Below are 25,799 nucleotides of genomic sequence, written 5' to 3' on the forward strand. Positions count from 1 at the left end.
GAAGGCGTTTCGTTTATTGTATAAAATATTTATTCGCCAATAAACATATATAAGTTATTTGGCTTTATAACGGCATCTCCTGCATAAATAACCCACTCTGTTAAGTTATCAAAATCTAAATGATAACTATTTCCTTCACTCATATCTTCTATAAAATATGGTTCATTAATGAGTATTCCTTGAATGAAATCTTCCGTAATGTTTTGCATTTCAAACCACATATGTTCACTTTTTCCTTCTTCGTAGGAGACACCAAACTTAGCAAGGAAACGAAAATCTTCATTTGATTGTTCAATGTGAAAAATGTTGCTGAAATACCCGAAAGTATTTTTCGCATTGTAAGCCATACGAGCCGTTTCACTATTTGTTTTATAGAACATGAGCCCTGTAGCTTCCTCGTGTTCTTTGAAAAAACTTTCAATATATTCTTCTGAAGTATTAAATTTGAATAAGAGAACGGATGGAGATTGATGGTATTCATCTCGGGCATCCATTCCGCCTAAGAATGTATTTTGTGCATCTATTGGTTGTAGTTTCACTTCTTCATCCTCGATTGAAGATAATTGGTCCATACTCGTTTTATGCCCTATATAAGATAATCCTTTTTCCCACGGAACAGCGACTGTATGTATAGAACCTTGCTGACTATGCGCGATAACGATAGGCTCATTCATAGGGACTTGTCCATTCTCAACGGCATTATTAGCAAATGTTTGAAAGAGATCGCCAATGCCGTAGTAGGAAGAAATGCGATTTGGAATAATTAACTCTATTTCAGTTACGCCTGCTCTTAAAAGACCATGTGTATGAAACCAATATTGCGTAGGCTCATCATCTTTATCGTCTTCATAAACAGAATGAATAACGTACAAGTCAGGAATGTCAGGTAATAATTCATTTTCAACGTGATATTCAATATAACTTCTAGATATCACTTTCATTGCTGCACTTGAATCGATTACAAATAACAAATCTGGGGCGAGATTCCATAAAAACTGTAACTGCTGGAAAAAGCAGTCCAGTACATCGCCTACAAATAGCGTACGAGTGAAAATTTCAGTGCCGAAAGCCGCATCTTCAAAATTACGATCTACGATTGTAGAATCTTGTCTATTGTACATTTTGTATTCTTCTGGGTCATTCGCCTCATCAATATGCAGTTCATACGGTATGATTGCTTCATCCATATGTAACTCAAAAATAAGGCTTGTCTCATCACTATAAACAATTTTTAACTCATCAACTTTAGTAGCGATAGTCTCTAGCCGCTGTTTTAACTGCTCAATTGTAATTCTAGTTGGTATAACAGCAATCATATCTGAAAAATGACGTTCTAATGTTCCATTCATAGCTGCGCGGTATGTTTCTGTTTGCACTTCCATCCAATCACTCCTATTCAAATGAATCCATTTTACATGCCAATCAAATGTCGATATTTTCTGTTTTCTCTCTCTAACATTATAGAGTGCATTTGTAGAAGGTGTAAAATTATTATTTTGTATTATAGGTTGAAAGCTTGTAAATTAAATAAATCTTTTGTAAAATTTGTCGAAAAATAGTTCTATATAACGAATCATTTGTTATGATAGAAATGCTGAGAAAATATGAAATATGGAGAGGAAAATGGCTGTGAAGAAATTGTTAAGTGTCTTTTTATCATTCTTGCTATTGCTTTCATTTACTGGAACTTTAGCGCAAGCAGAAGAAACTGCTTCTATGTCAGTAGAAAAAGCAATTCAAGTATTTAAGCAGCAAGGGAAAACGAAGGGGATAGTGGAAGGGTACATTGTTGGATATACGCAAAGTTCTTCTAAATATACGAAGGATCCAGCTAAGTTTGATGATACAAACGTAGCAATTGCAGATTCGCCAAACGAAACGAATCCAGACAAAATCATGCCTGTTCAGTTGCCAAAAGGTGATGTGAGAACGGCAGTGAATGTAAAAGATCATCCTGAAAATATCGGGAAGAAAGTTAGTTTGACTGGGACTCTTGAATTATATTTTAGTAACCCAGGTTTAAAATCAGTAACAGCTTATAAGTTTCAAGGTGAAGGCCAAAACCGTGTTAGCGATGTAGTATCTTCACCGAACGGTGGAGAAGTCGCTAAAGGAACAGCGGTAACATTAACGACGAATACAGAAGGGGCAACAATCTACTATACGTTAGATGGCTCTAATCCTACTAATAAAAGCGTTCGTTATAATGGACAAATTGTAGTGAATGAAAATAGTGTAGTGAAAGCAATCGCAGAAAAAGAAGGGCTTACTTCTTCAGCAATTTCGACGTTTTCGTTTATTATCGTAAATAATGAACAGGTTCGTATTCATGACATTCAAGGAAAATCACATATGTCTCCTTACAACGGGAAGAAAGTATACAATGTGGAAGGCGTTGTCACAGCGCTTGATAAAAACGGCTTTTATATAGAAGACAATCAGCTAGATAATGATCCAGCTACTTCAGAAGGTATGTACGTATACAAAAAAGATGCGAATGTAGCAGTAGGAGATCTTATTCAAGTTGATGGAGTAGTAGAAGAATATGTTGGACCAGGATATGCAGAGCGATTTGAAACAGACTTAACGACGACAGAAATTAAGGCGAGTCGCGTTGTTGTAATCGCAAAAGATCAATCTTTACCAGCACCGATTGTACTTGGGGAAAACGGTGTGAAAATCCCGGATCAGATTATTGATAATGATGCATTTGGTTTATTTGATCCAAATGAAGATGCAATCGACTTCTATGAAAGTATAGAAGGTATGCGTGTTACGATGCCAACACCAAAAATTATTGCACCTCAGAAAAACGGAAATTTATATGTAACAGTAAAAAATGGTGGAGATAAAATAGTAACACAATATGGCACACCTCTATTAGATGAAAATCAATTAAACCCAGAGCGTCTTTCTGTAAAAGTGCCTCGCGATTATGTAGCAAAAGTAGGAGATACTTTCACTGGAGATATAACAGGGGTAGTAGGATATGATTACGGTTCTTTCCGTATTTCGCCAATAACAGAATTGCCAGCTGTAGTGGATGGTGGATTTAAGCAAGTAGGGGCAAATATTCAGCCTCGTCTTGATAAGTTAACAGTTGCTACATATAACATTGAAAACTTCTCGGCGAATAAAAAAGAAACAACAGATGAAAAGGTAAAAGCGTTAGCGTATTCTATTAAATACAATTTAAAAATGCCAGATATTATCGGTGTAGAGGAAATGCAAGATAATAACGGATCAATTAATGACGGTACAACAGATGCGTCATTGAGCGCAAAACGTATCATTGATGCAGTTCTAGAAATTCGTGGACCGAAGTATGAGTATGTAGAAATTGCTCCAAACAATAATCTAGACGGAGGAGCACCAGGAGCGAATATTCGCGTCGGTTTCTTCTACAACCCATCACGCGTGAAATTAGCAGCAGTACCGAAGTTACTTGATAAAAATGTGGTTCGCATTGGAGACGAAAGTTCATTATTTGAAAGTACACGTAAACCGTTAGCGGCAGAATTTACGTTCCAAGGACAAAACGTTGTTGTCGTTGCAAATCACTTAAACTCAAAAATAGGGGATGCAACGCCATTTGGAAAAGTGCAACCGCTCGTATTAAAAAGTGAAGACAAACGAATTCAGTTAGCACAAGAAGTAAATCAATTTGTACAAGGAATTCAGAAAAAGAACACAAATGCACCAGTTGTTGTGTTAGGAGATATGAACGATTTTGAGTTTGCTAAACCACTAAAAGCACTAGAAGGAACAAACTTAAAGAATATGTTAAACACAGTGCCGAAAGAGAATCGTTACACGTACATTCACGAAGGAAATGCACAAGTGTTAGATCATATTTTAGTAACAAACAACATCGCACCGCACACAATTGTAGATCCAGTGCACTTAAACTCAAACATAATGAAAGAGCACGGACGTGTAAGCGATCATGACCCAGTACTTGCTCAAATTGATTTGAAGAAAGCTTCTTAAAGAAAGGAACGCTTAGGTGACTGAGCGTTCTTTTTTGTTTCTGCATCAATAGTATAAAGAGATGATTCCTTTTTTTGTAATCTGATGATAAAATTAATTGAATATTCAGTCGTTAGGAGGGCAGCGATGCAAGCACGAATAAATGGAAAATTAATGAATCAGTTTGCAATTTTTTTTAGTACGATCGTCATGCTTCAGTTTGTAGCTGATATAACAGGACTTACAAGTAATTTAGACATTACGTATAACTTAATACATACAGCAACTTCTTATATAACATTTAGTTTGGCGGTTATTTTCACTTTAATAGGTGCAAGAAGAGAATTAAGTAAATATGCAATTGCTTCATTATGTTTAGTAGTGGCGATTAAAGCAATTTATTTTGTAGCGGTTGTTATTTTATGGGGATTGGCTGGTACACCGTAAATGAATAGTAAATAAAACCCTAATTTCCAATATAGTAAGGAAATTAGGGTTTTATTATACTTGAAAAGCCTTTCTACACCGCTCTCTTCTTTGCAACCTTCTTCTATATTTTTTTCTATCACGCTTTACTCCTTGTATGTACATGAATAAACTAACGAGAAGGAAAAAAGTGCATTGCATCGTTAAAATATACGGCGACATGCCATGCAACGGTTGTTTTGGGTCATATAAATGAAAAGGCGCTCCGCCTATTGTAGGGAATATCGTATTTAGCAGGACGTATGGAATGGAGGCAACTGCAAATGGGAAGAGAATCGCCATATAGTCCTTTTGTGACCACGCAGATGCTGCAAGTCCTAAAAGGGCCATTAAACCTGCAAATAAAAAATTAATTCCGATATATACAGTAATGTAAGTGAGGGGAGATTCGTAATATAAGTTTGCAAACATCCCATTATCATTTATAATGCCTGAACCAGCCGTCGGTTCTCCGTCTGGAATGGTTAATTTGCAAAATAATAACGATAAGATGAATGGAAATGTATAAAGAAGTCCGCCACAAAAGAATGTAACGATATATTTCGTTACTGAATAAGGGAACAAAGAAATCCCTTTACTTACAAACGGTTTAAAACCATCTGATTTATCCGAATTGTAACTTGTACTAAAGGGGAAACTAGCAATAACGGGCATTAATAATAAATAAACATCCATTTCATTGTCGCGAAATCCAATCCATTTAAAAGCTGTTGTTACAAACGCATCCGTTCCATCCCCAATGTAACGAATTACATAATAATAATGGTAAATAAAAATAAGAGCTAGTCCACTAAACATAATAATTAAAGAAACACGATTACAAAAAGCTTGCTTTATATTTAAACGAAGCGCACGCATCATGACTGAAAAAGCCTCCACTATTTTGATAAACTTGTCTATTTTCTATATTACTATTAATTGTAAAGATTTTCTTGTTTTTTTATTTGATTATTTGAAAAAGAGGAATTTTGTTGTTGTGAAGTAAGGTTTAATCATATATCTTAAGAACACCTTTTCCTTTTCTCTTTTCTTCTGATAAACTATGGACAGTATGATATACACTGACTGGAATTTTTTTATACTGGAAATAATAAAAAAGAGAACTTGTCTAGAATGTAAGCGTGTGGTAATATCAAAGGTGTACTGATTGACTATATTATCCAATTGGTCATTTTTGGAGGTGAAGATGTGGCGATAGATCGAAAACGTTCTATTATTGAAGCTGCAACAAAGTCTTTTTCAGCGTTCGGTTATAAAGCAACAACGATGGATCAAGTAGCGAAGTTAGCGAATGTAGGAAAAGGAACGATTTATACTTTTTTCAAAAATAAAGAAGAGCTATTTGGTGAAATTATTTCTAATTTAATTACAGAAATGAAGCAAGTTGCAGAAAGTGCAATTCGTTCAGATGTTTCATTTTTTGAAAATGTACATAGAGCATTATATAGCATCTTGGAATTTAGAAAAGAACATCAGCTCATGATTAAATTAATTCAAGAAGAGCGCGATATGGGAACGAAAGAAGTACAAGAAGTCATGCAACAAGTTGATGTGGAAATTGTTTCTGTTATTCAATCGTATTTAAAGATTGCGATTGAAAAAGGTGAAATTAGCAAATGTGATCCAGAAATTACAGCATTTATTATGCTTCGTCTATATGTATCGCTTATTTTTGATTGGGAAAAAAATCATGAACCGCTAGAAAAAGAAAAAATTGCAGAGTTATTTGAACTTTATTTACTAAAAGGATTGTCAAACTAAGATGATCCTTTTAATTTTATAAAAAAATGACCAAATTAATAATGAGGTCATATATTTAATTTGAGGAGGAGTTATAGAAAAATTATAATCATAATGAGAAAAAGTTGCATAGTAATAAGTTCGGGGATAAGGCATATGTATGAAAAAGTATAGCCTTTTTGTTTGGGTAAAAATGACCAAATGAATATTTCGGTCATTTTAATAAAGGGGGAGAAATGATGAAATGGAATCAGTTGCTTCGTAAAGAATTTACTGAAATTATAAAAAGTAAAAAAATATTAATTCCAATTATCGCGGTTTTATTCGTACCGATTTTATATGCAGGTATGTTTTTATGGGCCTTTTGGGATCCGTATAAACAGTTAGATGATTTACCAGTTGCGGTAGTCAATTTAGATAAAGGTGCAGTATTTGATGGGAAACCAATTGAGGTCGGAAAAGGGCTCGTTGATAACTTAAAAGATAATACAAGTTTCAAATGGGAATTTGTAAGTGAAAAAGAAGCGGAAAAAGGAATGGAAGGTAGAAAGTATTACATGTTAGTACGCATTCCAGATGACTTCTCAAGTAACGCTACAACGTTATTAAAAGATGATCCAAAACCATTAAATTTAGAATACATTCCAAACGAAAGCTTAAACTTCTTATCTTCACAAATTGGCGGAACAGCCATTGAAAAAATTAAAGGTGAAGTATCAAGTACGTTAACGAAAACATATGCAGAGAAAATGTTTGATTCTATTCAAGACGTCTCAAAAGGATTAGCAGATGGGGCGGAAGGAGCAAATAAACTACACGACGGATCAAGTGAGCTGCATGATGGTTCCAGTAAAGTGACGGATGGCCTTCATACACTTCAAGGGAAGTCTGGAGAGATGAAGGATGGAGCTCAGAAATTAGCAGATGGATCTAATAAGTTAGTAGATGGATCAGGCAAAGTAACAAATGGTTTAAATACGTTAAATAGCAAAACAGGTGAGATGCAGACGGGTATAGGGAAATTGCAAGATGGATCTCAGAAAGTAACAGCGGGTTTGAATACGTTAGTAAATAAATCAGGTGAATTAAAAACAGGAACGAATGAATTAGCAGCTGGTATGGAACAGCTTGTTGGAGGACAAAGTCAATTAGAGGGGGTTTCTCAAAAAATTGAAAAGGGTTTGCAAGAATTAGATAGTAAAGTGAAAAGTTCCGCTGCAGGTTTAGAAGAAATGCAGGCGAAAGTTCCTACAATATTAAATAAAGTAAATGAGAAAATAGACGGAGCTGAAAAAAACGTAAATCAGTTAAATGGATTTACTCAATCAACAGCAGGAGATGCCAAAAATGCAGCGCAAGATGTAGCTAATTTACAAAAGCAAATTGAGAGTTTACCAAAAGAATATCAAGAGCAGTTACAACCGTATATAACAAATGCGGCAAAAAGTACAGCGACAGTTCAACAAAAAGTTGCTGTAGTATCGGGTGGAACAAAGACACTAAACGAAGAAGTAAATCAACTAAAAGGTGAAATAAATCAAAAGGCAAGTGAAATGCAAAACAAACTACCGAATTCAGGTGGGATTAATACTTTAACGGATGGTATTACGAAATTAATGAATGCGCAAAACCAATTTGTAAGTAAGTTTCACGGATTTGGTGAAGGATTAAATAATGCCAAAGTAGGTGTAAATAAATTAAATAAGGGGTCAGATCAATTAATTGATGGAGTAACTCAATTAGCGGACGGCTCAAGCAAAGTAACAGGTGGTTTAGGTACATTATCCGCAGGAGCAAATCAAATGTCAGGAGGAATAACACAATTAGTAGACGGTTCAAGCCAAGTAACAACTGGCTTAGGTACTCTAAATGGTGGTCTAAACCAAATGTCAACTGGCTCAACCCAGCTAATCGACGGTGTAAATAAACTAGCAGACGGCTCAGGAAAAGTAACTGATGGACTAGTGAAAGTAAACGATGGTTCAGGTGAACTTGCTGAGAAACTTGGGGAAGGGGCAGAGAAAACTGGGGAAGTAAAAGGGACAGATAAAACGTATGATATGTTTGCAAGTCCTGTAAAGGTGAAGACGGAGAAAATGGCGGAAGTTCCTAACTACGGAACTGGATTTACACCGTATTTCTTATCACTCGGTTTATTCGTTGGGGCATTACTATTATCAATCGTATATCCATTACGTGATACAGTTGGCGTTCCAAAATCAGGATTTAGTTGGTTTATTAGTAAGTTCGGCGTGTTACTATCAGTCGGTATTATTCAAGCGATAGTAGCAGATGTTATATTACTGTTCGGATTAGGTGTAGAAGTACAAAGTATTCCGTACTTCATACTCTTTAGCATCGTTACAAGTTTAGCGTTTATTGCATTAATTCAATGTTTAGTAACAGCATTCGGTGATGCAGGGCGTTTCATCGCCATCATCACATTAATTATTCAGCTTACAACAAGTGCTGGAACATTCCCGTTAGAGTTAATTCCGAAGTTTTTACAACCATTTAATGCTTGGTTACCGATGACATACTCTGTATCAGGATTGAAAGCAGTCGTATCAAGCGGAGACTTTAACTTCATGTGGCAAAACATAGGAATGCTCATGATCTTTATCGTTGTATTATCACTTGGAACAATCGCCTCCTTAACTTTGATGCACAAACGACAATTTAAAAATGTTGCTGAAAATCAATCGGTTGAAGCGTAAAAAAAGCACCTTTTTGGTGCTTTTTTATTTTAATAGAGGGCATCTTTTCCTTGGTTCATCTATAAATCTTTCTAAAAGCTATAGAAACGAAAGAAAAGGAATTACAACAATTTACAGAGAAACATAGGGTAGAGGAGTTGATATGATGAAAGGCAATCCTACTTACTATTTTATCTTATATCCATTAATCTTCTTTCTCGTTTTCTCTCTTTCACCTATCTTGTTTCAGAAAAAAGAATATACGAGTATGAAAGATATACTAGGGATACTTTTATTTTACTATGTGCTAATTAGTGGATATTACTTTATGGATGTTGTAAGTGAAAGAATGAAGAAGGATAGTAAAGATAAACGATAAATTTTATTGTATAAAAACCGATGGAGGATAAAAAATGACTGAAAGTGAGATGAAATTCCGTGATACGACCATTCGTAACTTTTTTGATAAAGAGAATCGTTTAAAATCGATTCCAGGTCAAAAGAAGAAAAAATTAGTATTGTTAGAGCATTTAATTAGCAAGTTAAATGCTAAAAATCAATATACAGAAAAAGAAATTAATACATTTATAAAACAATATCATGATGATTTTTGTACAATTAGACGTGAATTTATTGTACATAGGTTTATGGATAGAGAGGATAGTATGTACCGTATAAACGGGAGAGAAGTTTGGACGAAGTGGGAGGAGTTAAAATAATGAATCAGCGAGGGAATCCCCGCTGATTATAAGCCTGTGCTAGTCTTGCTGTTTCTTTGTAGTAAGTCTATGAACGCTTCAACATTCGAACTTGTAATGTATCCAAGCGTTATATATTCATCTTCATAGTAAAATATTATTTTTTTGTCAAAGATTCTTCTCTTCGTTTCTATGGATAGAATTTTTTCATAATCAAATTCGGCAATGAATGTGTTTTTATATTGGCTAAAAAAGAGAAGTCTTTGATTAGTAGCAAGTAACATGCCAGGATACGGGACTTTATGCGTAATCATATAGCCAGTAAGTGAACATTTTAAAGTAGATAAAATTTTTTCTTCTTTATGTAATAGTTGTTTTGCATCTGTTAAGATAGGGTTCATTCCATATATTCCTTTTATTTTGATTTGTGAATATTGTATCAAGAGTAAAAAGATTCTCAATATGTAATATTGCATATTGGACGTTTTATAGTTTTAATATTATTTTTAAAAAGAAAAAGTACGAGGTGATTCAATGATACGGTTAGTAAAAGAGACTGATGCAGAAGCAATTATGAATATTAGAAAAGAAATTATATTATCGGAAACTACTACAAAATTTTTCATAGTATCCCCAAAGAAGTTACCGAATGATAGTAATGCAGAAAGAGAAAAGATACGGAAAAGCAATGAGAAAGGTAATCTCTATATCGTGTATGAAGTAGATAGGAAGGTAGTTGGCTTTTTACTTTTCAACCGATATGAACTAGAACGGTTACAACACGCAGGCACAATGGGAATGGGGATTAAAGAGGCGTATTGTAATCAAGGCATCGGCACGGAATTAATTGAATTTCTTATTAGTTGGGCTAAAGGGCAGAAAGGTTTAGAGAAAATTTGCTTAGGTGTAGTTTCTGTTAATGATCGGGCAATTAAAGTGTACAAACGTATGGGTTTTGTAGAAGAAGGGAGACAACGAAAGCAAATAAAGTATGAAGATGGATCATATGGAGACGATGTATTGATGGGCTTTTATATTGAATAAAGGATATATGGTATTAAGAAAAGGAATGTACCTACCGTAAATGTCTAAAAGCAGTATATTGCCCCTCCATTAACAGACTTTTACCTATGTATAATATTAATATAGTAAAATCATAACAACCGATATTGCAGTTTCCAATAATATACTATATAATCAATTTAAGAAAACGTTTTCATGCAAAGGGGGAGAATTTCGTGTCGACTATAGAGGACGTGGCGAAATTAGCGGGGTTATCAAGGACAACGGTTTCTAGGGTGATTAATAATCATCCATATGTTTCAGATGAGAAGAAAAAAAGGGTTCAATTAGCAATGAAGCATTTAGGCTTTGTTCCTAATTCTGCGGCGAGAAGGCTTCGTAAACAAAAAACGGAAACAATTGCGGTGCTAGTTCCAAGGATTACAAATCCTTTTTTCAGTAGATTTATTGAAGCAATCGAGATTGCAGCTTCTGAACATAAATATAAACTGATTATTTGTCAAACAAGATATTTACCTGAAAAAGAGATGGAGTATTTACAATTATTATCTACGAAACAAGTAGATGGGATTATTCTATGTTCACTAGAAAATCCGTGGGAAGATGTAGAGCCATACTTACAGCACGGTCCAATCGTGTTATGTAATGAATATATTGAGGAAGCAAATATTCCAACAGTGAAGTTTGATCATGCGCAAGGAGCATACATAGCTGCGAAGCATGTGTTAGATCAAGGATATCGCAATCTTATTTTTTGCCGTGGTAACGAAACCAAATTAGTTAGCCAGCAGCGAAAAATGGGCTTTTTACGTGCAATAACTGAGAAGAGCCGCCAAGTAGAAGCGATTGATTTTCTTGAAAACGCTTTCTCTTGGGAGGATGGAAAACGAATATTCCATGAAGTATTAAAGGACAAAAAAAATCCTACCGCGATTTTGGCAGGAGGCGATGAGGTAGCAGCTGGAATTATCTCAGAGGCGAAGCACCATAACTGGAGCATTCCAGATGATCTCGCTGTTATCGGTTTTGATAATCAAATATTATCACAGATTACAGAGCCAGGTATTACGACAATTGAACAGCCAATCGATGAGATGGCCCGAAAAGTTGTCGACCTGATGATGGATAAAATCCATACGAAAAATTATCGACAAAAAGAATTGTATGAGTTTGAACTGGAGCTCTTGGTGAAAGGTTCAACGATGAAGAAGGATACGATGTTATTAGCCTAGTAGACTATGTCTGCTAGGTTTTTTTATGTTCATAAACTACTATTCTTCGTGAACGCAGTCATCACATTTGTTATGGTATGCTTCGTGTTGCTCATCAATTTCTTTCCCACAGTGCGCACAAGTTTTCGTCGGTAAATTTCTGAAAAACTCCATTGGTTGATCGATCATGTCAATCCCTCCATTTCCATTTCTTACTATTATTGTATTAGTACAAAAAATAAAAGTCAACAACTGTTTTATAACAAAATTGAAAATTAATGAAAAAGTTTAGGAAATGGATTATAGTTAACAATGTAGAATGTAAGTGAAACATGCATTCCTACTCGGTTTTAGAAAGGATGGATACATATGAAAATGACTGTTGTCGGCTTTTGGGGCGGATTTCCAGAAGCGGGAGAAGCAACGTCGGGGTATTTGTTTGAACACGATGGTTTTCGTTTACTTGTAGACTGTGGTAGTGGTGTACTAGCACAGCTTCAAAAATATATAACACCATCTCATATAGATGCAGTTGTACTGTCACACTATCATCACGATCATGTTGCGGACATTGGGGTATTGCAATATGCGAGATTAATTACGAGTGCAACAACAAGGCAACTACCGGAATTACCAATATACGGTCATACGTTTGACGAGAATGGATTCCATTCTTTAACACATGAACCACATACGAAAGGAATCGCGTACAATCCAGAAGAAACACTTCAAGTTGGACCGTTCTCGATTTCGTTCTTAAAAACTGTTCATCCTGTTACATGCTTTGCGATGCGTATTACAGCTGGAGATGGTGCTGTAGTATACAGCGCTGATTCAAGTTATATTCCTGAATTCATTCCATTCACGAAAGATGCTGATCTTTTCATTTGTGAGTGTAATATGTATGCACATCAAGAGGCTGCAAAAGCAGGGCATATGAATAGTACAGAAGTAGCAAGTATTGCAAAAGATGCGAATGTAAAAGAACTTTTATTAACGCACTTACCGCATACAGGAAACCCATCTAATTTAGTAACAGAAGCAAAACAAATTTTCAGTGGCCATATTACGCTAGCGCATAGTGGCTACGTATGGAACTCATGAGGTGATACGATGTTATTTATTGATAATAAAGGAATTACAGATCCTAGAATAAACTTAGCGATTGAAGAATATTGTGTGAAAAATTTAGATATTAACGAAACATATTTACTGTTCTACATTAACGAACCTTCGATTATCATTGGTAAAAACCAAAACACAGTAGAAGAAATTAATGCAGATTACGTAAAAGAAAAAGGTATTCATGTCGTTCGTCGTCTATCAGGCGGAGGCGCAGTATATCATGATTTAGGAAACTTAAACTTCAGCTTTATCACGAAAGATGATGGAGATAGTTTCAGCAACTTCAAAAAATTCACAGAGCCTGTAACGAAAGCGCTTGGTAAATTAGGTGTAAATGCAGAACTAAGTGGTCGTAACGACATTTTAGCTGAAGGAAGAAAAATTTCAGGTAACGCGCAGTTCTCAACGAAAGGTCGTATGTTCAGTCACGGTACGTTACTATTTGACTCTGAAATCGATCACGTCGTATCAGCACTGAAAGTAAAAATGGATAAGATCCAATCAAAAGGAATTAAATCAATCCGTAGCCGCGTTGCGAACATTACAGAGTTCCTAAACGAAGAAATGACGACAGAAGAGTTTAGACAACTTCTTCTAGAAACAATTTTCGAAGGAGAAACAGAAATCCCAACGTATGAATTAACAGAAGAGGATTGGAAAGAAATCCATAAACTTTCTGAAGAGCGCTACCGCAATTGGGACTGGAACTACGGAAAATCACCGAAGTTCAACTTACAACATTCACACCGCTTCCCAGTTGGACAAGTTGACGTTCGTCTGGAAGTGAAAAAAGGAACAGTAACAGAATGCAAAATTTACGGCGACTTCTTCGGTTCACTAGATGTTCATGATATCGAAGAGCGTCTAACAGGCGTTCAGTTCGATAAAGATACATTCACTGCAGCTTTAGAAGGCGTAGATATCGCACGCTACTTCGGTAACATTACAACTGAAGATTTCTTACATTTATTCTTCTAAAAATGAGGGAGGCTGCCATAACGGGCAGCCTCTTTTTTTGCGTAGATTGTCGCGTTTTTTCGGTAAGTCGATATATTCGAAAAATCGCGGATATAATTTCATTCACCATAAAATCACAGGACATCTGCCTCTTATAAAGGAATATATATATTCAAAAGGAGGCGGATTGATATGAAAAGGGTAATGTACGTTGTATTATTACTCAGCTTTGTCATCGGAATGACAGCGTGTAACAGTGGATCGCCCTCAAGTCGTACAATTTTGTCTATCGGAAAACCAGCGGAGGATAATGTTATATATTTTACGCATACAGATAACAAACGAAAGATACATGATATACAAGACATGTTTCAAAATAAGAAGTGGAAAAGAAATGAAACATTCAGCACTGTTAATAAAACGCCAGATGTCGTCTTATCAATAGATGAAAACAACAAAGGGTTACCGACGTTATATGTTACCGTGTATTTTCATGAAAATGGAGCGGACGTTTTGAATTTGTATGGGGAGTATACGAGCTTAAATAAAGAGGAACTTGAAAATCTTAGAAAAAAGATGAGTGCATATTATCCTAAAATGATTTTTGGTCTAGTGTTATAAATTACTTGTAAATAAAATCCCCTTATTTTTCCAAATTAAACTAAGAGAAGGTGATCTGTCTATATGCAGTTAATAGAATATCACTTGCCACTTTAATTTTCTTTTAATATAATTAATTTAGAATTTTTAAATATTCTAAATTTTATAAAGGTGGGGTTTTTGTGAATCTCGTTCAATCTTTGGCTGAAACGGCAAAAAAGAAGGGGAAAAAACCGGCTTATATATTTATGGATCAGTCGGTCTCATATGACCAATTAAACAAAATGGTCACAAGGTTTTCTAGCAATTTAGCAGAAATGGGCATTGGAAAAGGGGACAATGTCGCATTAGTTGTTGGGAACTCACCACATTTTTTGGTCGGTTTATACGGAACAATGAAAGCCGGAGCAACTGTTATTCCAGTTAATCCAATTTATACAGCAGACGAAATGCATTACATTTTACAAAATGGAGATGTAAAAACAATCATCGTACTCGACGTCCTTCTACCTGTTATACAATCTCTTACAACAAGACTTCCTTCATTAGAAAACATCATCATATGCGAAACCTCATCAGATTTTAACCATACAGAAACCGAAAAAATGAAAACGTTTACTAGTTTTGTGGGGGCTGGAGATTTACAATACGAAGGCCCTGAACTAGATGAAGAGGATGTAGCGGTTATCCTATACACTTCAGGTACAACTGGAAAACCGAAAGGCGCTATGCTCACACATAAAAATTTATATAGTAATGCGAATGATGTTGCGTCTTATTTACAATTTACTGCTGACGATCGCGTCGTTGCGGCACTGCCAATGTTCCATGTATTCTGTTTAACAGTTGCGGTAAATGCACCGATTGTGAACGGAGCAACGATTTTAATGTTACCGAAATTTAGTCCGAAAGAAGTATTCCGTATTTGTCGTACGTACGAACCAACGATCTTTGCTGGCGTACCGACGATGTACAATTATTTATATTTATTTGAAGAAGCAAGCGCAGAAGATGTGAAGACGCTTCGCCTTTGTATTTCCGGTGGTGCATCGATGCCTGTTGCTCTTCTGCAAAACTTTGAAAAACGTTTTAACGTTATTGTTTCAGAAGGATACGGTTTATCAGAAGCATCACCAGTTACTTGTTTCAACCCGCTAGATCGTCCTCGTAAACCAGGATCAATTGGCACAAATATTTGGCATGTAGAAAATAAAATTGTAAATGAACTTGGGGAAGAAGTACCTGTCGGCGCAGTCGGCGAATTAATCGTTCGCGGACCTAACGTTATGAAAGGATACTATAATGCACCAGAAGATACAGCTGCGACATTGAAAGACGGCTGGCTATATACAGGTGACTTAGCGAAAATGGATGAAGAAGGTTACTTCTATATCGTTGATCGTAAAAAAGATATCGTCCTAGTTGGCGGTTATAACGTATATCCTCGTGAAGTAGAAGAAGTATTATATACGCACCAATCAGTAGCTGAAGTTGTTGTAATCGGTGTTCCTGATGAAAACTTAGGAGAAGCTGTGCGAGCGTACGTCGTTTTGAAGCAAGCAAACGTAACAGAAGAAGAACTAATGCATTACTGTACGTTACATTTAGCGAAATATAAAGTGCCGAAAAGCATTGAGTTTTTAATAGAATTACCGAAGAATACGACGGGTAAATTGTTAAGAAGAGCATTGAGAGAGAAAGCGATGCAAGTGTAATGAAGAAAAGGTCCCCTAAAAGATATTTTAGGAGACCTTTTCTTTGTTTATCGTAATAACTTTTTCTCATATGAAATGTAGTAGGAAGTTTGTATATATAATAGCGGAGCGTGTTCAAATAACTATTTGGTACTAGTAGTAATGAAGATATTCTTCCTACTTTCTTACATGAAATTTTTAATTTTGGATATTTGTATCATATGTTTCTGCAACAAACACAAAGTCTACATGCTCTTTATCAATAAAAATACTTGTTTTAGATGGAAGACCTGTTATGGTAGAAACAATATCAACCTCAACAAGGTCAAATCCTACACGATAAGCATCTGCAATTTCAATTCCACCAGTTAGAAAATGCAATCCATCCCCAAATGACTTAAATACAAATACATTTTCTTTCAAACTTTTATTATCCATTTCAATCCATTCTTCGTTAATATAAATCTTAAATGTCGTGCACTTTGGAACACACTCGATGTGATGTATCCCTTTATAACTATTAAGCGAAAACATATAGGTATGAGTTTCTTTAAAGTTAATATCTATCCCGTATTTAAAAGCAAAGGTTTTATATACCATTTCATAAAACAATGGCATTACAATATCATCCCATGCGTCATAGGCAAAAGCATGAATTGGTATTAGATGAGGATATAAACTTACAATCGCTTTTTGAAAATTAAGTAAGATGGTTGTATCTGTAATTTCTTTTAAAGAATCATCTATTTCATGGTCATAATCTTTCGAAATTCTGTTATCAATCATATGAAAAACTCCTTACATAGTCTTCTATATACTACGTTTTTCCGCATCATCAGTTTGTGCCTTCTTCAACTAAATTGCAAGTTTAACCGATGATTCCAAAAAAGCCCTTGTCTTATTTTATCAATTGTTAAATGTATTTATCTTTAAACTTCAATACGAAGATTAAACATGAAGGTGCGGGCGGAAAAGTAACAGAAACAAACTTTGTATATGACCCGATTAACCAATTATTAAATGAAGCACTACCAAACGGAACAACTAAATCATACACATATGATGGATTTGGAAACCGTACAAGTGTGAAAGTTGTAGAGAATGGAAAAGAAACAAAATCTATAGCGGCAACATTCAATGAAGGAAATCAGCTTGTAAAATTCGGAAACGAATCGTTAACGTATGATGCGAATGGCAATCGTACGTCTGATGGAAAGTACAAGTATACATGGAATGAAAATGACCAAATTGTAGCGATTACAAAACAAGGTGAAAGCAATGCATTCGCAACGTATAAATATGATGAGGATAATCGTCGTATTGAAAAGAATGTCAATGGTCAAGTAACACGTTACTTCTATGATGGAGATAGTATCAATCCATTGTATGAAACAGATGGAAGTGGAACTGTACTTCGTCAATATGTATACTCAACAAGTGGCGCGCGTCTAGCGATGAAATCAAAAGGACAAACGTTATACTACCATTACAACCCTCGTGGTGATGTCGTTGCGATGACAGATCAAAATAGAGAAGTTGTAGCAACGTATGAATATGATTCGTGGGGTAACGTACTAAAGAGCGACGTAAAAGGTATCGCCGCAGACAATCCATTTGGATATGCGGGATACATGTATGATAAAGAAATTGGGATGTACTATCTGATTGCGCGTTATTATAATCCGGAGCATGGTGTGTTCTTATCGGTGGATCCTGATCCGGGTGATGAAGATGACCCAATTACCATGAATGGGTATACGTATGGTGATAATAATCCAGTAATGTTGATAGATCCAGATGGTAATATACCTGTTGCTCCACTTGTAATAGCGGGTGCAAGGATGGCTGCCCCTCATATAGCACGTTATGCAGCAAAACAAGCAGCAAAACAAGCAGCAAGAAAAGCGAAAAAAAGAGCTACATTAGCAGCTAATAAAAGAGCAGGAGCAAGGGCTGAGGAACTTGCAAAATCGGCATTAAAGAAAAAGGGATATGATGTATTAGGAAGTCAAGTTAGTGTTCGTACTTCTAAAGGTATTAGAAGGGTTGATCATTTAGTTAGAACACCTCGTGGCAAATTACTGGCGGTAGAAGTTAAAGCTGGTAATGCTAGAAGAACTGCGATGCAGTTAAAAAAGGATAAGCTAATGAGGAAACAGGGAGGAAAGATTATAGGGAAGAATGCCCCTCGTAGATTGAAAGACCAAGTTCGTAAAATACGAACCGTTGTTGTCACCCCTAAGTAAGGAGGATAGTTATTATGAATAAAAAAGAACTAAAATTAAAGTTATTGCAAGGTCTAGGTGAAGCATTAAAAGAAAACGGTTATAAGACTAGAACTACACAACAAGACCTGGTGAAAAAATTTGATAAAGGAAAAATCAGTATACATTTAGCCTTTATCAATCACCCAGAAGATTTTCATGTGACGGTGGATGTGGGAATTCGGTTTGACGAATTAGAAAATATGAAAAATCAATGGGATGAAGGTTTAACAATTAAAGAGAAAAAGGAAACCTATACGATTGGGGTTGAGTTAGGGAATTTAGTCCATAGGGAGCAAAAAAGGTGGCGTGTTGAAAAGGAAGAAAATATTTTACCTGTTACTATGGATATTTTAAAAGAAGTTAAGGAATACTTCATTCCATATATTGATAAGTATGTAGATGTGGAAAATGTATTTGATTTATGTGTAAGAGATGATGATGAGGCTGGATTAATAGGGACAATATTTGATGGGGCTCGAGCAAAAAATGCTATTGGATTAGCCTTGTTATTAAATAAAGAAGAGATGTTAGAACAAATCATTGAGAAAAAGAAAGAGTATTTAAAGACGAGGGATAAATTTGAATTGGAGTTATTTGAAAACTTTCTTTCTAATATGAATCTAGGATAAACAAGGTTAGTTATTCATTTTCGTGAGTATAGTGGGGTTAATTGTTTATATCTGGTTTTTCTGGCTGGAAAAACATTAAACTCTAGATTTTCTATTAATTATAAATATTAGTAGCCCCTAGAAGGAAACATTCGACGTTTTTATGATTAGACATAAACTTCGAATGTAACTTATAGGGGTTTTTATTTACAGGTTTTATAATGCTGGAAAGTCCATATCGAATTTTAGTGCCTGCGAGTGATGATGGTGCACTGTAACCTTGAGCAGTAGCGATAGACTTAGCCTTTAATAGCAAAACCCCCACAGAGTTTAGTCAACTTACCTTTTTAAAGAGTGTATCAAAGAATTATTTATTTTTATAAATTAAATGATTAAGAACCATTATTTCGATTATGAAAAAGAAGTATTATTATAAAATGCTAGAGAGACGCTTTTTATTAATTTAATTTATTTGAGTTCAATTATATTATGTGAAATAGGAGTGAGAATTTTGTTCCAAACGATAATTTACGATAAAGCTAAATATCATTATGAAGGAGATTTCCCACAAGAACTACCGATGGAGCAAGCATTTGTACATACTGGAATGTTCTTAGGTTGGATTATTGATAATAATTTATTTAGTGATGAATTCTTAGAAGAGACTGAAGAGGAAATTAATAAATTTAAGCTTAGAAAAATGACTGGAACTCAAGTTTATATGTTCTGGGATGGGGTTTTAAGCGATGACATGTTAAATGATGAAGGGAATCAATTTGCAATAGATTATTTTGATTTTGAAAAAGGTTTATATTTAGATGATTATGATGATGTATTTTTAGAGTGTGATACATTATATCAAGTGCAAGATACTTGGGAAAATTACTTTAAATTAAAAGAAGTGATTGATATTAGGTATACAGAATGGAAAAAACTTAAAAATAACGGGTAAAGAGGACTTTAAGTAATGGAATATTTTTTGTTCCAAATGAAGGTTTATTATATGCTGTAGAAAAAGGAGAGAAATAATGAAATTCCCAAAAGATGAAGATGGACAAGTATTAAATATGTTATATAAACAAGGTATAGATTTTAATAAAAAACATATAGTAGATTTCTTTATTGCAATTCCTGATCAAGGTAATGGAGAAAAAATAATTGGCAGACTACAAGAGCTGGGCTTAAATTGTGAATTAGATTATAATGAAGAATTTGAAGATTGGACATGTACTTGTTCTAAAGAAATGTTCTTAATTTATGAGGATATTGTAGAGATGCAAAAGGAATTGAATAAACTGGGTGAAGAGTTTGGTGGATATACAGATGGTTGGGGTGCATTTGTGTAATGTTGAATTTATTTATCGTGATAAAATAAATTAGACGGAGTAAAGAAACTATTTACGGAAAGAAGGGCTTATATAAGTTCTTCTTTCTTTGTATATATTAAGATATCTTAGTGATAGAAACGTATATGATATGTGGGCGGGGGGCTATTGGTAAAAGCCCGATTGGTAAGGGCTAATTAAAGTTTCACTTTATATAGGTTTTGAGAGAGTAAGATATAAGATATATTGTTTGTAGTGGAGATCTTGAATGAAGGGAGCGTGTGATAATTGGCAATGACGGATGAACAATTCGAGAATTATCTTGTTATGTGTTATGACAAATTAGAAAGTAAACAGCAAAAATTCATTTCGGATTATAATATCTATAACTTTGATGAGTATTGGTATGATCAAGATCAATGTATATTACAGTTTAAAAAAAATGGTCAAGTATTACTTGAATTTAGTGTTGTTTTTATAGGTTCTTGGTCTGAAAAGAGTAACAGTTGGATGTGGTCTTGGGTTAATGAGAATGTGGCTGATTATGCAAGAAGTAAGTCTAACTGTTTGAAAGATTTACAAAAGATTACAGGAAGTGAGGTTTTTATAAATCCACTTTTTGAATGCGATCAAGAAATGGCGTATGAGCTAGCAGCCTTTTCCATTGAATATTTAGATGCAGAAGGAGTGTATATAGCACCAGGTGAGAGAAGTGATGTATTTATGGCTGTTATGTCACCGCGTGCGTTGTGAGTAAGCATATTAAAAATATAGATAAGGTAGAATGAAAAAGGAGTACAGTTTAATAAATTAATAAAAGGTATCATAGGTCCCTGATGCCATGGTGATAAATTTAAAGGAGTGAATTATATTGCTTGAAGTAAAGTTTTACGATTGGAAAAAAAAACGTCCTAAAAAACATTATTTGCTTGTACATGAAATTAGAATTTTTGAGCTAATTTTCTCAAAGAAAGTTAGCGAGTTTGAGATGGGATTAAGAGAGATTGAAAAAGTAACTGTCTTTTGTTTAGCTAACGAAAACACTGATATTTCATATGAAGTAAATAGAGCTTTGGGTGAAATTCGTATATATGTTCCATATGATTTTATGGACTTTTTAGCATTAAATTCAGTTGAAGAGAAATACAAAGAGTTTTGCAAATTAGTACGCCAATATGTTGTCCCTGGACTTGAAGAAAACTCTACTCTTTCATCATCTGTTGTTAAAGGGTATATAGAGGAATCTTTAGATGAAATTGTGAAGCAAAACTATGAAGGAATATTTTTAGTTGGGAAGACACCTAAGAAAAGCCCAAGCCGTAAGAGGATAGCGATATTAAAAGGAATTCATCGTGTTAAAGGTTTCCAACTACGATGTGAAGTGTATGATGAAAAGGGATTAAAGATTCGAGATCAACTATTGGTGGAAGAAGTAGGAAATGAAATGGTGTATGCAAGATTTTTGGGTACCTTAAAATGGGAAAGTGAAAATCTAATAGTAGTTCAATCTAAATCCAGTAGTTGGAAAGAAGAAATCTATCTTTAATAACAAGGTTGTATAGTAGAAAGAGGGTTGTAGAGCATAAATGAATTTTTTTCGAAAAAATAAATTAAGTGACATTCAGAAAAAATACTATGAACATTTTGGAGAGCCGATTCAATTTGTTAATTATTATAGCCGCGGATCGGTTATGTATTTTCAAACGGATGATAGGCTTTATTATGTTAATTTACTGAATGTATGAGGTGATAAATGTGAATGAACGTCTAAAGAAAATTGCAATGTTAAGAGAAAAGGTAGAGGAAAAGGCTACTAGAGAAAAGTTTTTAATGTTATGTCCGTCTATAAAAGAATTTGAGATTATTAGCGGGAAGAAAATTGCTTCATTAGTAAACTTTTTAATTGATGAAACACCGAATCCTATCAAAGTTATGAGTGAATTAAATGCTGAACAAGTTATCAATGACATAAAAGAATTTGAACGTGAATTAACTAGTTTATTGTCTAAGAAGATTATTGTATGGTATGCACATGAAAATTGGGACTTTGGTGTGCAATTAGAATTAGAAGATTTCATGTTATATACAAAAGAAGTATTACATTTCATTGGATATGACGATGCTCAAAGAGGATTAATTTATTCTAGCCTTATTGTAGTAGATGAAGCAATGAGAAGTGCTTTTTCTTTTCTAAAGAATGAGTATAATGTCGAGATAGTACTATGGAAAGAAAGCTGAGTGTATTAGAGTGTTTTAAAACAAATTGGATGAATGGTTGAATTTATTATTAGAAGAAGTGGTGCGTGGTTTAGTGTGATAGAAAGAAAAAGAGAGTCTTCAAGGGATATGTATAAGAGAGTAAAGGAGAGGAAATATGTCTTTTTATAAAAAGGAAATAAAAGGGGATAAATTGATTATAAGTGACGAAAGCATTGATATTTTAATGGATGCTTTTCAAAATAAAGGTGAAGAGATGCCTAAAAATATATCATGGAATTTCATAGCGACGGTATTACTCGCGGGATCTTATTATGAATAAGTAAAAAAACGAAGAGTCTAAATAGTCCCTTCGTTTTTTTACTTATTTTTTCTCTACTAACTTTTTATTCTTCCAATCTAGTGTAAATGATTTATTAAATGTTTTTTGATCAACGTCTTTTACGTTGTTTCCAACCCAGTTTGCAGTTCCGAATGTGAAGCCTGGACGAAGTTGGTAGTCGTCGGCGTGTTTTGTATAAGCGACTTGTAAGTTAGATTGATCTGTATTTTTTTCAGAGATAACAACAGCAATCATACCAGGAGAGAAACCGCTATTTGTTAATGCTGGAAGTTGATCCATCGGTATTAAATTACCTTTTGCATCAGATTCATATAAGTATGTGCGAGAGTACATGAACAGTTGGTTTCCGTATAAAGAATGGTAGGAATCACGTGTGTAAATACCCCAGTTTTGATTGTTATATCCGTTAAAGAATACGTTCCATTTTACGTTTTTGTTTGTTTGGTCAATTAAATTTGTTTTATAACTAGTTTGTTTATAGCTTACAGAGTCCGACCAAGTGACTTGACCAGTTGCACCCGCTTCAGCGCTAGGGCCATTAGGCGTTACAGAAGCTTTAACAGAGCCACCAAGTTGATAAGATACGCTAGATGTTACAGTCGTTTCTTCTACAGCATTTGTAGGTGCTACGTTAAAGAAACGAGCGCTGTTATCTTGAAGGTTAAATGCAACATCATATTGTGAAGGATAACGTAATGTTGCACTAGCGCCAGGGATTGGGTAGTTATCAATAGGTGCATCACTTATAGTAGGATTTGCTTTTAGAAAACTACCAGTTGTATTAATAACGGCAATCTGTTTATCAGCGCTAGGGTCATCGATAAAAGTTACCTTTAAAGACATTGTCATATTATCAGCTTGATCATTATTAAATGTATTATAGCTCGTATGTGTTTTTGCATTTTGCCCGATATCTGTTACAACTTATGACGTCGTTTGAGCGTAAGCAGCAGGTGTTGAAAGAGTTACAGCGCTACTAGCAAAAACAGCGGATAATGCTAAACATTTTAAGTATGTTTTAGAACGTTTCATACAATCACTTCCTTGTATCTTTGTCGATATATGTCGTATTACATTTATATCGTAACATGAAAATAAAACGGAAGGGATAGTTATGCATAATTGCATAGGTGAGTTTTGGATAGTGAAATTTTATGAATCCTTCTCAAGGGAATCGCCGCTGTATTGTTTATATATTCCTCCTCATCAACTCCCCAACTTGCGTCGCAACAAACGCAACATCACTATCAATTTCATCCAATACGTACGATTCCAAAATGCCCATTACAGCTGTTCCTAAAAATTTTAAGACGATATGTTTATCGATGTTTTTATTTACTGATGTGTTTGTGTTTAATTTTTTTTCTATTTCACCCATGATGAAAGTTAGTAATTTTTTTTGAAATGATAATGTACTGTTACTTCTAAATAGTGCCGCGAAAAATGGTTTGTGCTCTTTGAAGTATTCAAACCATATAACAGTTCCTTCTATATAACCTTTGTTTTGTTTCTCATAGCATATTTCTTTTAGTTGGTCTAAATGATCATCCACAATTTTATCTAATAAATTGTACTTATCTAGATAGTGTAAGTAAAAAGTTTTTCGCCCGATGTTTGCTTTTTCTGTAATGTTTTTTACTGTAATTTCGTCAAAACCATCTGTAATTAACATCTCTATAAATGTGGATTGAATGGCTTTTTGTGATTTTATAATTCTTCTATCGATTTTCTCCATATGGTGTTCCTCCGTTGTTGATACACATATTTCGTTACGTGTGTATTATCACCCAAATGCGTAAATGTGGTCATTGAAACAAGTGGTTGCTCGCTTTATTATAAATATACACGTGAGTAATAACTCTCACAAGTGTAAAATTAAAAATAAGATAAGGGTGGTTTTATATATGGCAGTTACGAAGAAAAATGTAAGATTTTATGCAAGAGGTTTACAAGTTGCAGGTATTTTGAACATTCCTGAAGGTGCTGAGGAAAAGAAACAAAATGCAGCGATTGTTTGTGTGCATCCAGGTAGTAGCTGTAAAGATCAAACAGCAGGATTGTATGCCGAGAAGTTAGCGGAACAAGGATATGTAACGCTTGCGTTTGATGCATCATATCAAGGTGAAAGTGAAGGTGCGCCGAGGTATATTGAAGAGCCAGCTGCGCGAGTTGAGGATATTCGCTCAGCAGTAGATTATGTAACTACCCTTCCTTATATAGATGAAGAACGTATCGGTGTGTTAGGCGTGTGTGCAGGCGGTGGTTATGCAGTAAATGCTGCGATGACAGAGCGCCGCATTAAAGCGGTTGGCACAGTTGTTGGTGCAAATATTGGCCGATTAAATCGTGAAGCTGATCCAATTGGGGTGTTAGAGGCGATTGGTAAACAACGTACTGCTGAAGCACGCGGAGCAGAGGAACTGATTACAAATTGGATTCCTAAAAATCAGGAAGAGTTAGTAGCAGCGGGTATGACGGATATAGATATTGTAGAAGCAGTTGAGTATTACACAACGCCGCGAGGTCAAAGTGTGAACTCGCCAAATAAGTTAAACTTTACGAGTATGGGATCCGTAATCGGTTTTGATGCGTTCCATTTAGCAGATACGTTATTAACGCAGCCGCTGCAAATTATTGTCGGCAGTAAGCAAGGCGCATTCGGTTCTTATAAAGATGGTCATGAGCTGTATGAGAAAGCAGCTTCAGAGAAAAAAGATTTACTTGTTGTGGAAGGTGCGAGTCATTACGATTTATACGACCAACCAGAACCAGTAAGAATTGCAGTTGAAAAATTAACAAGTTTTTATAAAGAGCATTTGTAAAAACAATGTTGATATAAA

At 34.8% G+C, this 25,799-nt stretch carries 27 protein-coding genes and 2 pseudogenes; 22 read left to right on the forward strand and 7 right to left on the reverse strand.

All coding sequences use genetic code 11. The features are described from left to right. Positions 1–29: 29 nt before the first annotated feature. Positions 30–1,382 carry a DUF4026 domain-containing protein gene (locus DN403_RS00395; RefSeq protein ID WP_149185252.1) on the reverse strand — a complete coding sequence of 451 codons (1,353 nt, stop codon included), beginning with the start codon at positions 1,380–1,382 and terminating at the stop codon, positions 30–32. 241 nt (positions 1,383–1,623) lie between these two features. Here DN403_RS00395 and DN403_RS00400 point away from each other — a divergent pair, with 241 nt between their 5' ends. After that, complete coding sequence (locus DN403_RS00400) at positions 1,624–3,990, forward strand: DUF6359 domain-containing protein (protein ID WP_149185253.1); 2,367 nt, start codon at positions 1,624–1,626, stop codon at positions 3,988–3,990. Positions 3,991–4,116: 126 nt separating this feature from the next. After that, on the forward strand, positions 4,117–4,416 hold the full coding sequence (locus tag DN403_RS00405; protein ID WP_001148894.1) for a hypothetical protein: 300 nt from the start codon (positions 4,117–4,119) through the stop codon (positions 4,414–4,416). 54 nt (positions 4,417–4,470) lie between these two features. On the opposite strand, the gene DN403_RS00410 is transcribed toward DN403_RS00405, so the two are convergent. Beyond that, positions 4,471–5,316, reverse strand: coding sequence for a hypothetical protein (locus DN403_RS00410; RefSeq protein ID WP_000984163.1), 846 nt, complete (start codon positions 5,314–5,316; stop codon positions 4,471–4,473). A 327-nt stretch (positions 5,317–5,643) separates the two neighbouring features. On the opposite strand from DN403_RS00410, the gene DN403_RS00415 reads away from it, so the two are divergent. From DN403_RS00415 to DN403_RS00430, 4 genes are all read left to right on the forward strand, one after another. Continuing rightward, positions 5,644–6,216 (forward strand): TetR/AcrR family transcriptional regulator, encoded by a 573-nt coding sequence (locus DN403_RS00415; protein WP_000963381.1) that lies wholly within the window; start codon positions 5,644–5,646, stop codon positions 6,214–6,216. 218 nt (positions 6,217–6,434) lie between these two features. Further along, complete coding sequence (locus DN403_RS00420; protein WP_000871857.1) at positions 6,435–8,912, forward strand: YhgE/Pip domain-containing protein; 2,478 nt, start codon at positions 6,435–6,437, stop codon at positions 8,910–8,912. A 142-nt stretch (positions 8,913–9,054) separates the two neighbouring features. After that, positions 9,055–9,270, forward strand: coding sequence for a hypothetical protein (locus DN403_RS00425; protein ID WP_002083046.1), 216 nt, complete (start codon positions 9,055–9,057; stop codon positions 9,268–9,270). Between the two features lie 34 nt (positions 9,271–9,304). Then, entirely contained in the window at positions 9,305–9,610 is a 306-nt protein-coding gene (locus DN403_RS00430) for a DUF2087 domain-containing protein (protein WP_149185254.1), read from the forward strand. A 26-nt stretch (positions 9,611–9,636) separates the two neighbouring features. On the opposite strand, the gene DN403_RS00435 is transcribed toward DN403_RS00430, so the two are convergent. Continuing rightward, positions 9,637–9,990 carry a PH domain-containing protein gene (locus DN403_RS00435; RefSeq protein ID WP_001068229.1) on the reverse strand — a complete coding sequence of 118 codons (354 nt, stop codon included), beginning with the start codon at positions 9,988–9,990 and terminating at the stop codon, positions 9,637–9,639. Between the two features lie 133 nt (positions 9,991–10,123). On the opposite strand from DN403_RS00435, the gene DN403_RS00440 reads away from it, so the two are divergent. After that, entirely contained in the window at positions 10,124–10,633 is a 510-nt protein-coding gene (locus DN403_RS00440; RefSeq protein ID WP_149185255.1) for a GNAT family N-acetyltransferase, read from the forward strand. Between the two features lie 194 nt (positions 10,634–10,827). Next, the gene (locus tag DN403_RS00445) at positions 10,828–11,844 is read left to right on the forward strand and encodes a LacI family DNA-binding transcriptional regulator (RefSeq protein ID WP_000103710.1); all 1,017 of its coding nucleotides are present in this window, start codon (positions 10,828–10,830) and stop codon (positions 11,842–11,844) included. Between the two features lie 39 nt (positions 11,845–11,883). Here DN403_RS00445 and yhfH read toward each other — a convergent pair whose 3' ends face one another. Continuing rightward, positions 11,884–12,012 (reverse strand): protein YhfH, encoded by a 129-nt coding sequence (yhfH, locus tag DN403_RS00450; protein WP_000567010.1) that lies wholly within the window; start codon positions 12,010–12,012, stop codon positions 11,884–11,886. 180 nt (positions 12,013–12,192) lie between these two features. On the opposite strand from yhfH, the gene DN403_RS00455 reads away from it, so the two are divergent. The 4 genes from DN403_RS00455 to DN403_RS00470 all read left to right on the forward strand — a co-directional run bounded on the left by DN403_RS00455 (position 12,193) and on the right by DN403_RS00470 (position 16,220). After that, the gene (locus tag DN403_RS00455; RefSeq protein ID WP_000784692.1) at positions 12,193–12,927 is read left to right on the forward strand and encodes an MBL fold metallo-hydrolase; all 735 of its coding nucleotides are present in this window, start codon (positions 12,193–12,195) and stop codon (positions 12,925–12,927) included. 9 nt (positions 12,928–12,936) lie between these two features. Further along, complete coding sequence (gene lplA, locus DN403_RS00460) at positions 12,937–13,926, forward strand: lipoate--protein ligase (RefSeq protein WP_000897261.1); 990 nt, start codon at positions 12,937–12,939, stop codon at positions 13,924–13,926. Between the two features lie 171 nt (positions 13,927–14,097). Beyond that, positions 14,098–14,526: a hypothetical protein gene (locus DN403_RS00465; protein ID WP_000832634.1), complete on the forward strand. Its 429-nt coding sequence runs from the start codon at positions 14,098–14,100 to the stop codon at positions 14,524–14,526. Between the two features lie 161 nt (positions 14,527–14,687). Then, complete coding sequence (locus DN403_RS00470; protein ID WP_149185256.1) at positions 14,688–16,220, forward strand: fatty acid--CoA ligase family protein; 1,533 nt, start codon at positions 14,688–14,690, stop codon at positions 16,218–16,220. 177 nt (positions 16,221–16,397) lie between these two features. Here the strand turns inward: DN403_RS00470 and DN403_RS00480 are convergent, their stop codons facing one another. After that, complete coding sequence (locus DN403_RS00480) at positions 16,398–16,985, reverse strand: hypothetical protein (RefSeq protein ID WP_000566763.1); 588 nt, start codon at positions 16,983–16,985, stop codon at positions 16,398–16,400. A gap of 155 nt (positions 16,986–17,140) precedes the next feature. Here DN403_RS00480 and DN403_RS00485 point away from each other — a divergent pair. The 9 genes and pseudogenes from DN403_RS00485 to DN403_RS30995 form a co-directional block, all read left to right on the forward strand. Continuing rightward, a pseudogene (locus DN403_RS00485) lies at positions 17,141–18,010 on the forward strand (RHS repeat domain-containing protein); the annotation flags it as partial. 30 nt (positions 18,011–18,040) lie between these two features. Beyond that, the gene (locus DN403_RS32265; RefSeq protein WP_481747565.1) at positions 18,041–18,445 is read left to right on the forward strand and encodes a nuclease-related domain-containing protein; all 405 of its coding nucleotides are present in this window, start codon (positions 18,041–18,043) and stop codon (positions 18,443–18,445) included. A 14-nt stretch (positions 18,446–18,459) separates the two neighbouring features. Then, positions 18,460–19,095: a DUF4304 domain-containing protein gene (locus DN403_RS00490; protein WP_149185258.1), complete on the forward strand. Its 636-nt coding sequence runs from the start codon at positions 18,460–18,462 to the stop codon at positions 19,093–19,095. Between the two features lie 490 nt (positions 19,096–19,585). Then, positions 19,586–20,026, forward strand: a complete 441-nt coding sequence (locus DN403_RS00495) for a DUF7832 domain-containing protein (protein WP_000487868.1) — start codon at positions 19,586–19,588, stop codon at positions 20,024–20,026. A 76-nt stretch (positions 20,027–20,102) separates the two neighbouring features. Next, positions 20,103–20,420 (forward strand): ribonuclease E inhibitor RraB, encoded by a 318-nt coding sequence (locus DN403_RS00500; RefSeq protein WP_000671650.1) that lies wholly within the window; start codon positions 20,103–20,105, stop codon positions 20,418–20,420. Between the two features lie 267 nt (positions 20,421–20,687). Next, positions 20,688–21,152, forward strand: coding sequence for a DUF6882 domain-containing protein (locus tag DN403_RS00505; RefSeq protein WP_017762900.1), 465 nt, complete (start codon positions 20,688–20,690; stop codon positions 21,150–21,152). 118 nt (positions 21,153–21,270) lie between these two features. Then, positions 21,271–21,945, forward strand: coding sequence for a hypothetical protein (locus tag DN403_RS00510; protein WP_000895167.1), 675 nt, complete (start codon positions 21,271–21,273; stop codon positions 21,943–21,945). A 209-nt stretch (positions 21,946–22,154) separates the two neighbouring features. Beyond that, positions 22,155–22,637: a hypothetical protein gene (locus tag DN403_RS00515; protein ID WP_149185259.1), complete on the forward strand. Its 483-nt coding sequence runs from the start codon at positions 22,155–22,157 to the stop codon at positions 22,635–22,637. Between the two features lie 136 nt (positions 22,638–22,773). Then, positions 22,774–22,938 (forward strand): hypothetical protein, encoded by a 165-nt coding sequence (locus tag DN403_RS30995; RefSeq protein WP_000011711.1) that lies wholly within the window; start codon positions 22,774–22,776, stop codon positions 22,936–22,938. 42 nt (positions 22,939–22,980) lie between these two features. On the opposite strand, the pseudogene cytK2 reads toward DN403_RS30995, so the two are convergent. Next, positions 22,981–23,991: pseudogene (gene cytK2, locus DN403_RS00520) on the reverse strand (beta-channel forming cytolysin CytK2). A 157-nt stretch (positions 23,992–24,148) separates the two neighbouring features. Further along, positions 24,149–24,694: a TetR/AcrR family transcriptional regulator C-terminal domain-containing protein gene (locus tag DN403_RS00525; protein ID WP_086398432.1), complete on the reverse strand. Its 546-nt coding sequence runs from the start codon at positions 24,692–24,694 to the stop codon at positions 24,149–24,151. A gap of 169 nt (positions 24,695–24,863) precedes the next feature. Between DN403_RS00525 and DN403_RS00530 the strand changes: the two genes are divergently transcribed. After that, positions 24,864–25,781 carry an alpha/beta hydrolase gene (locus DN403_RS00530; protein ID WP_000301546.1) on the forward strand — a complete coding sequence of 306 codons (918 nt, stop codon included), beginning with the start codon at positions 24,864–24,866 and terminating at the stop codon, positions 25,779–25,781. Positions 25,782–25,799: the final 18 nt, after the last annotated feature.

The sequence above is a fragment of the Bacillus sp. AY2-1 genome (assembly GCF_008368965.1).
Lineage (GTDB): Bacteria > Bacillota > Bacilli > Bacillales > Bacillaceae_G > Bacillus_A > Bacillus_A thuringiensis_S.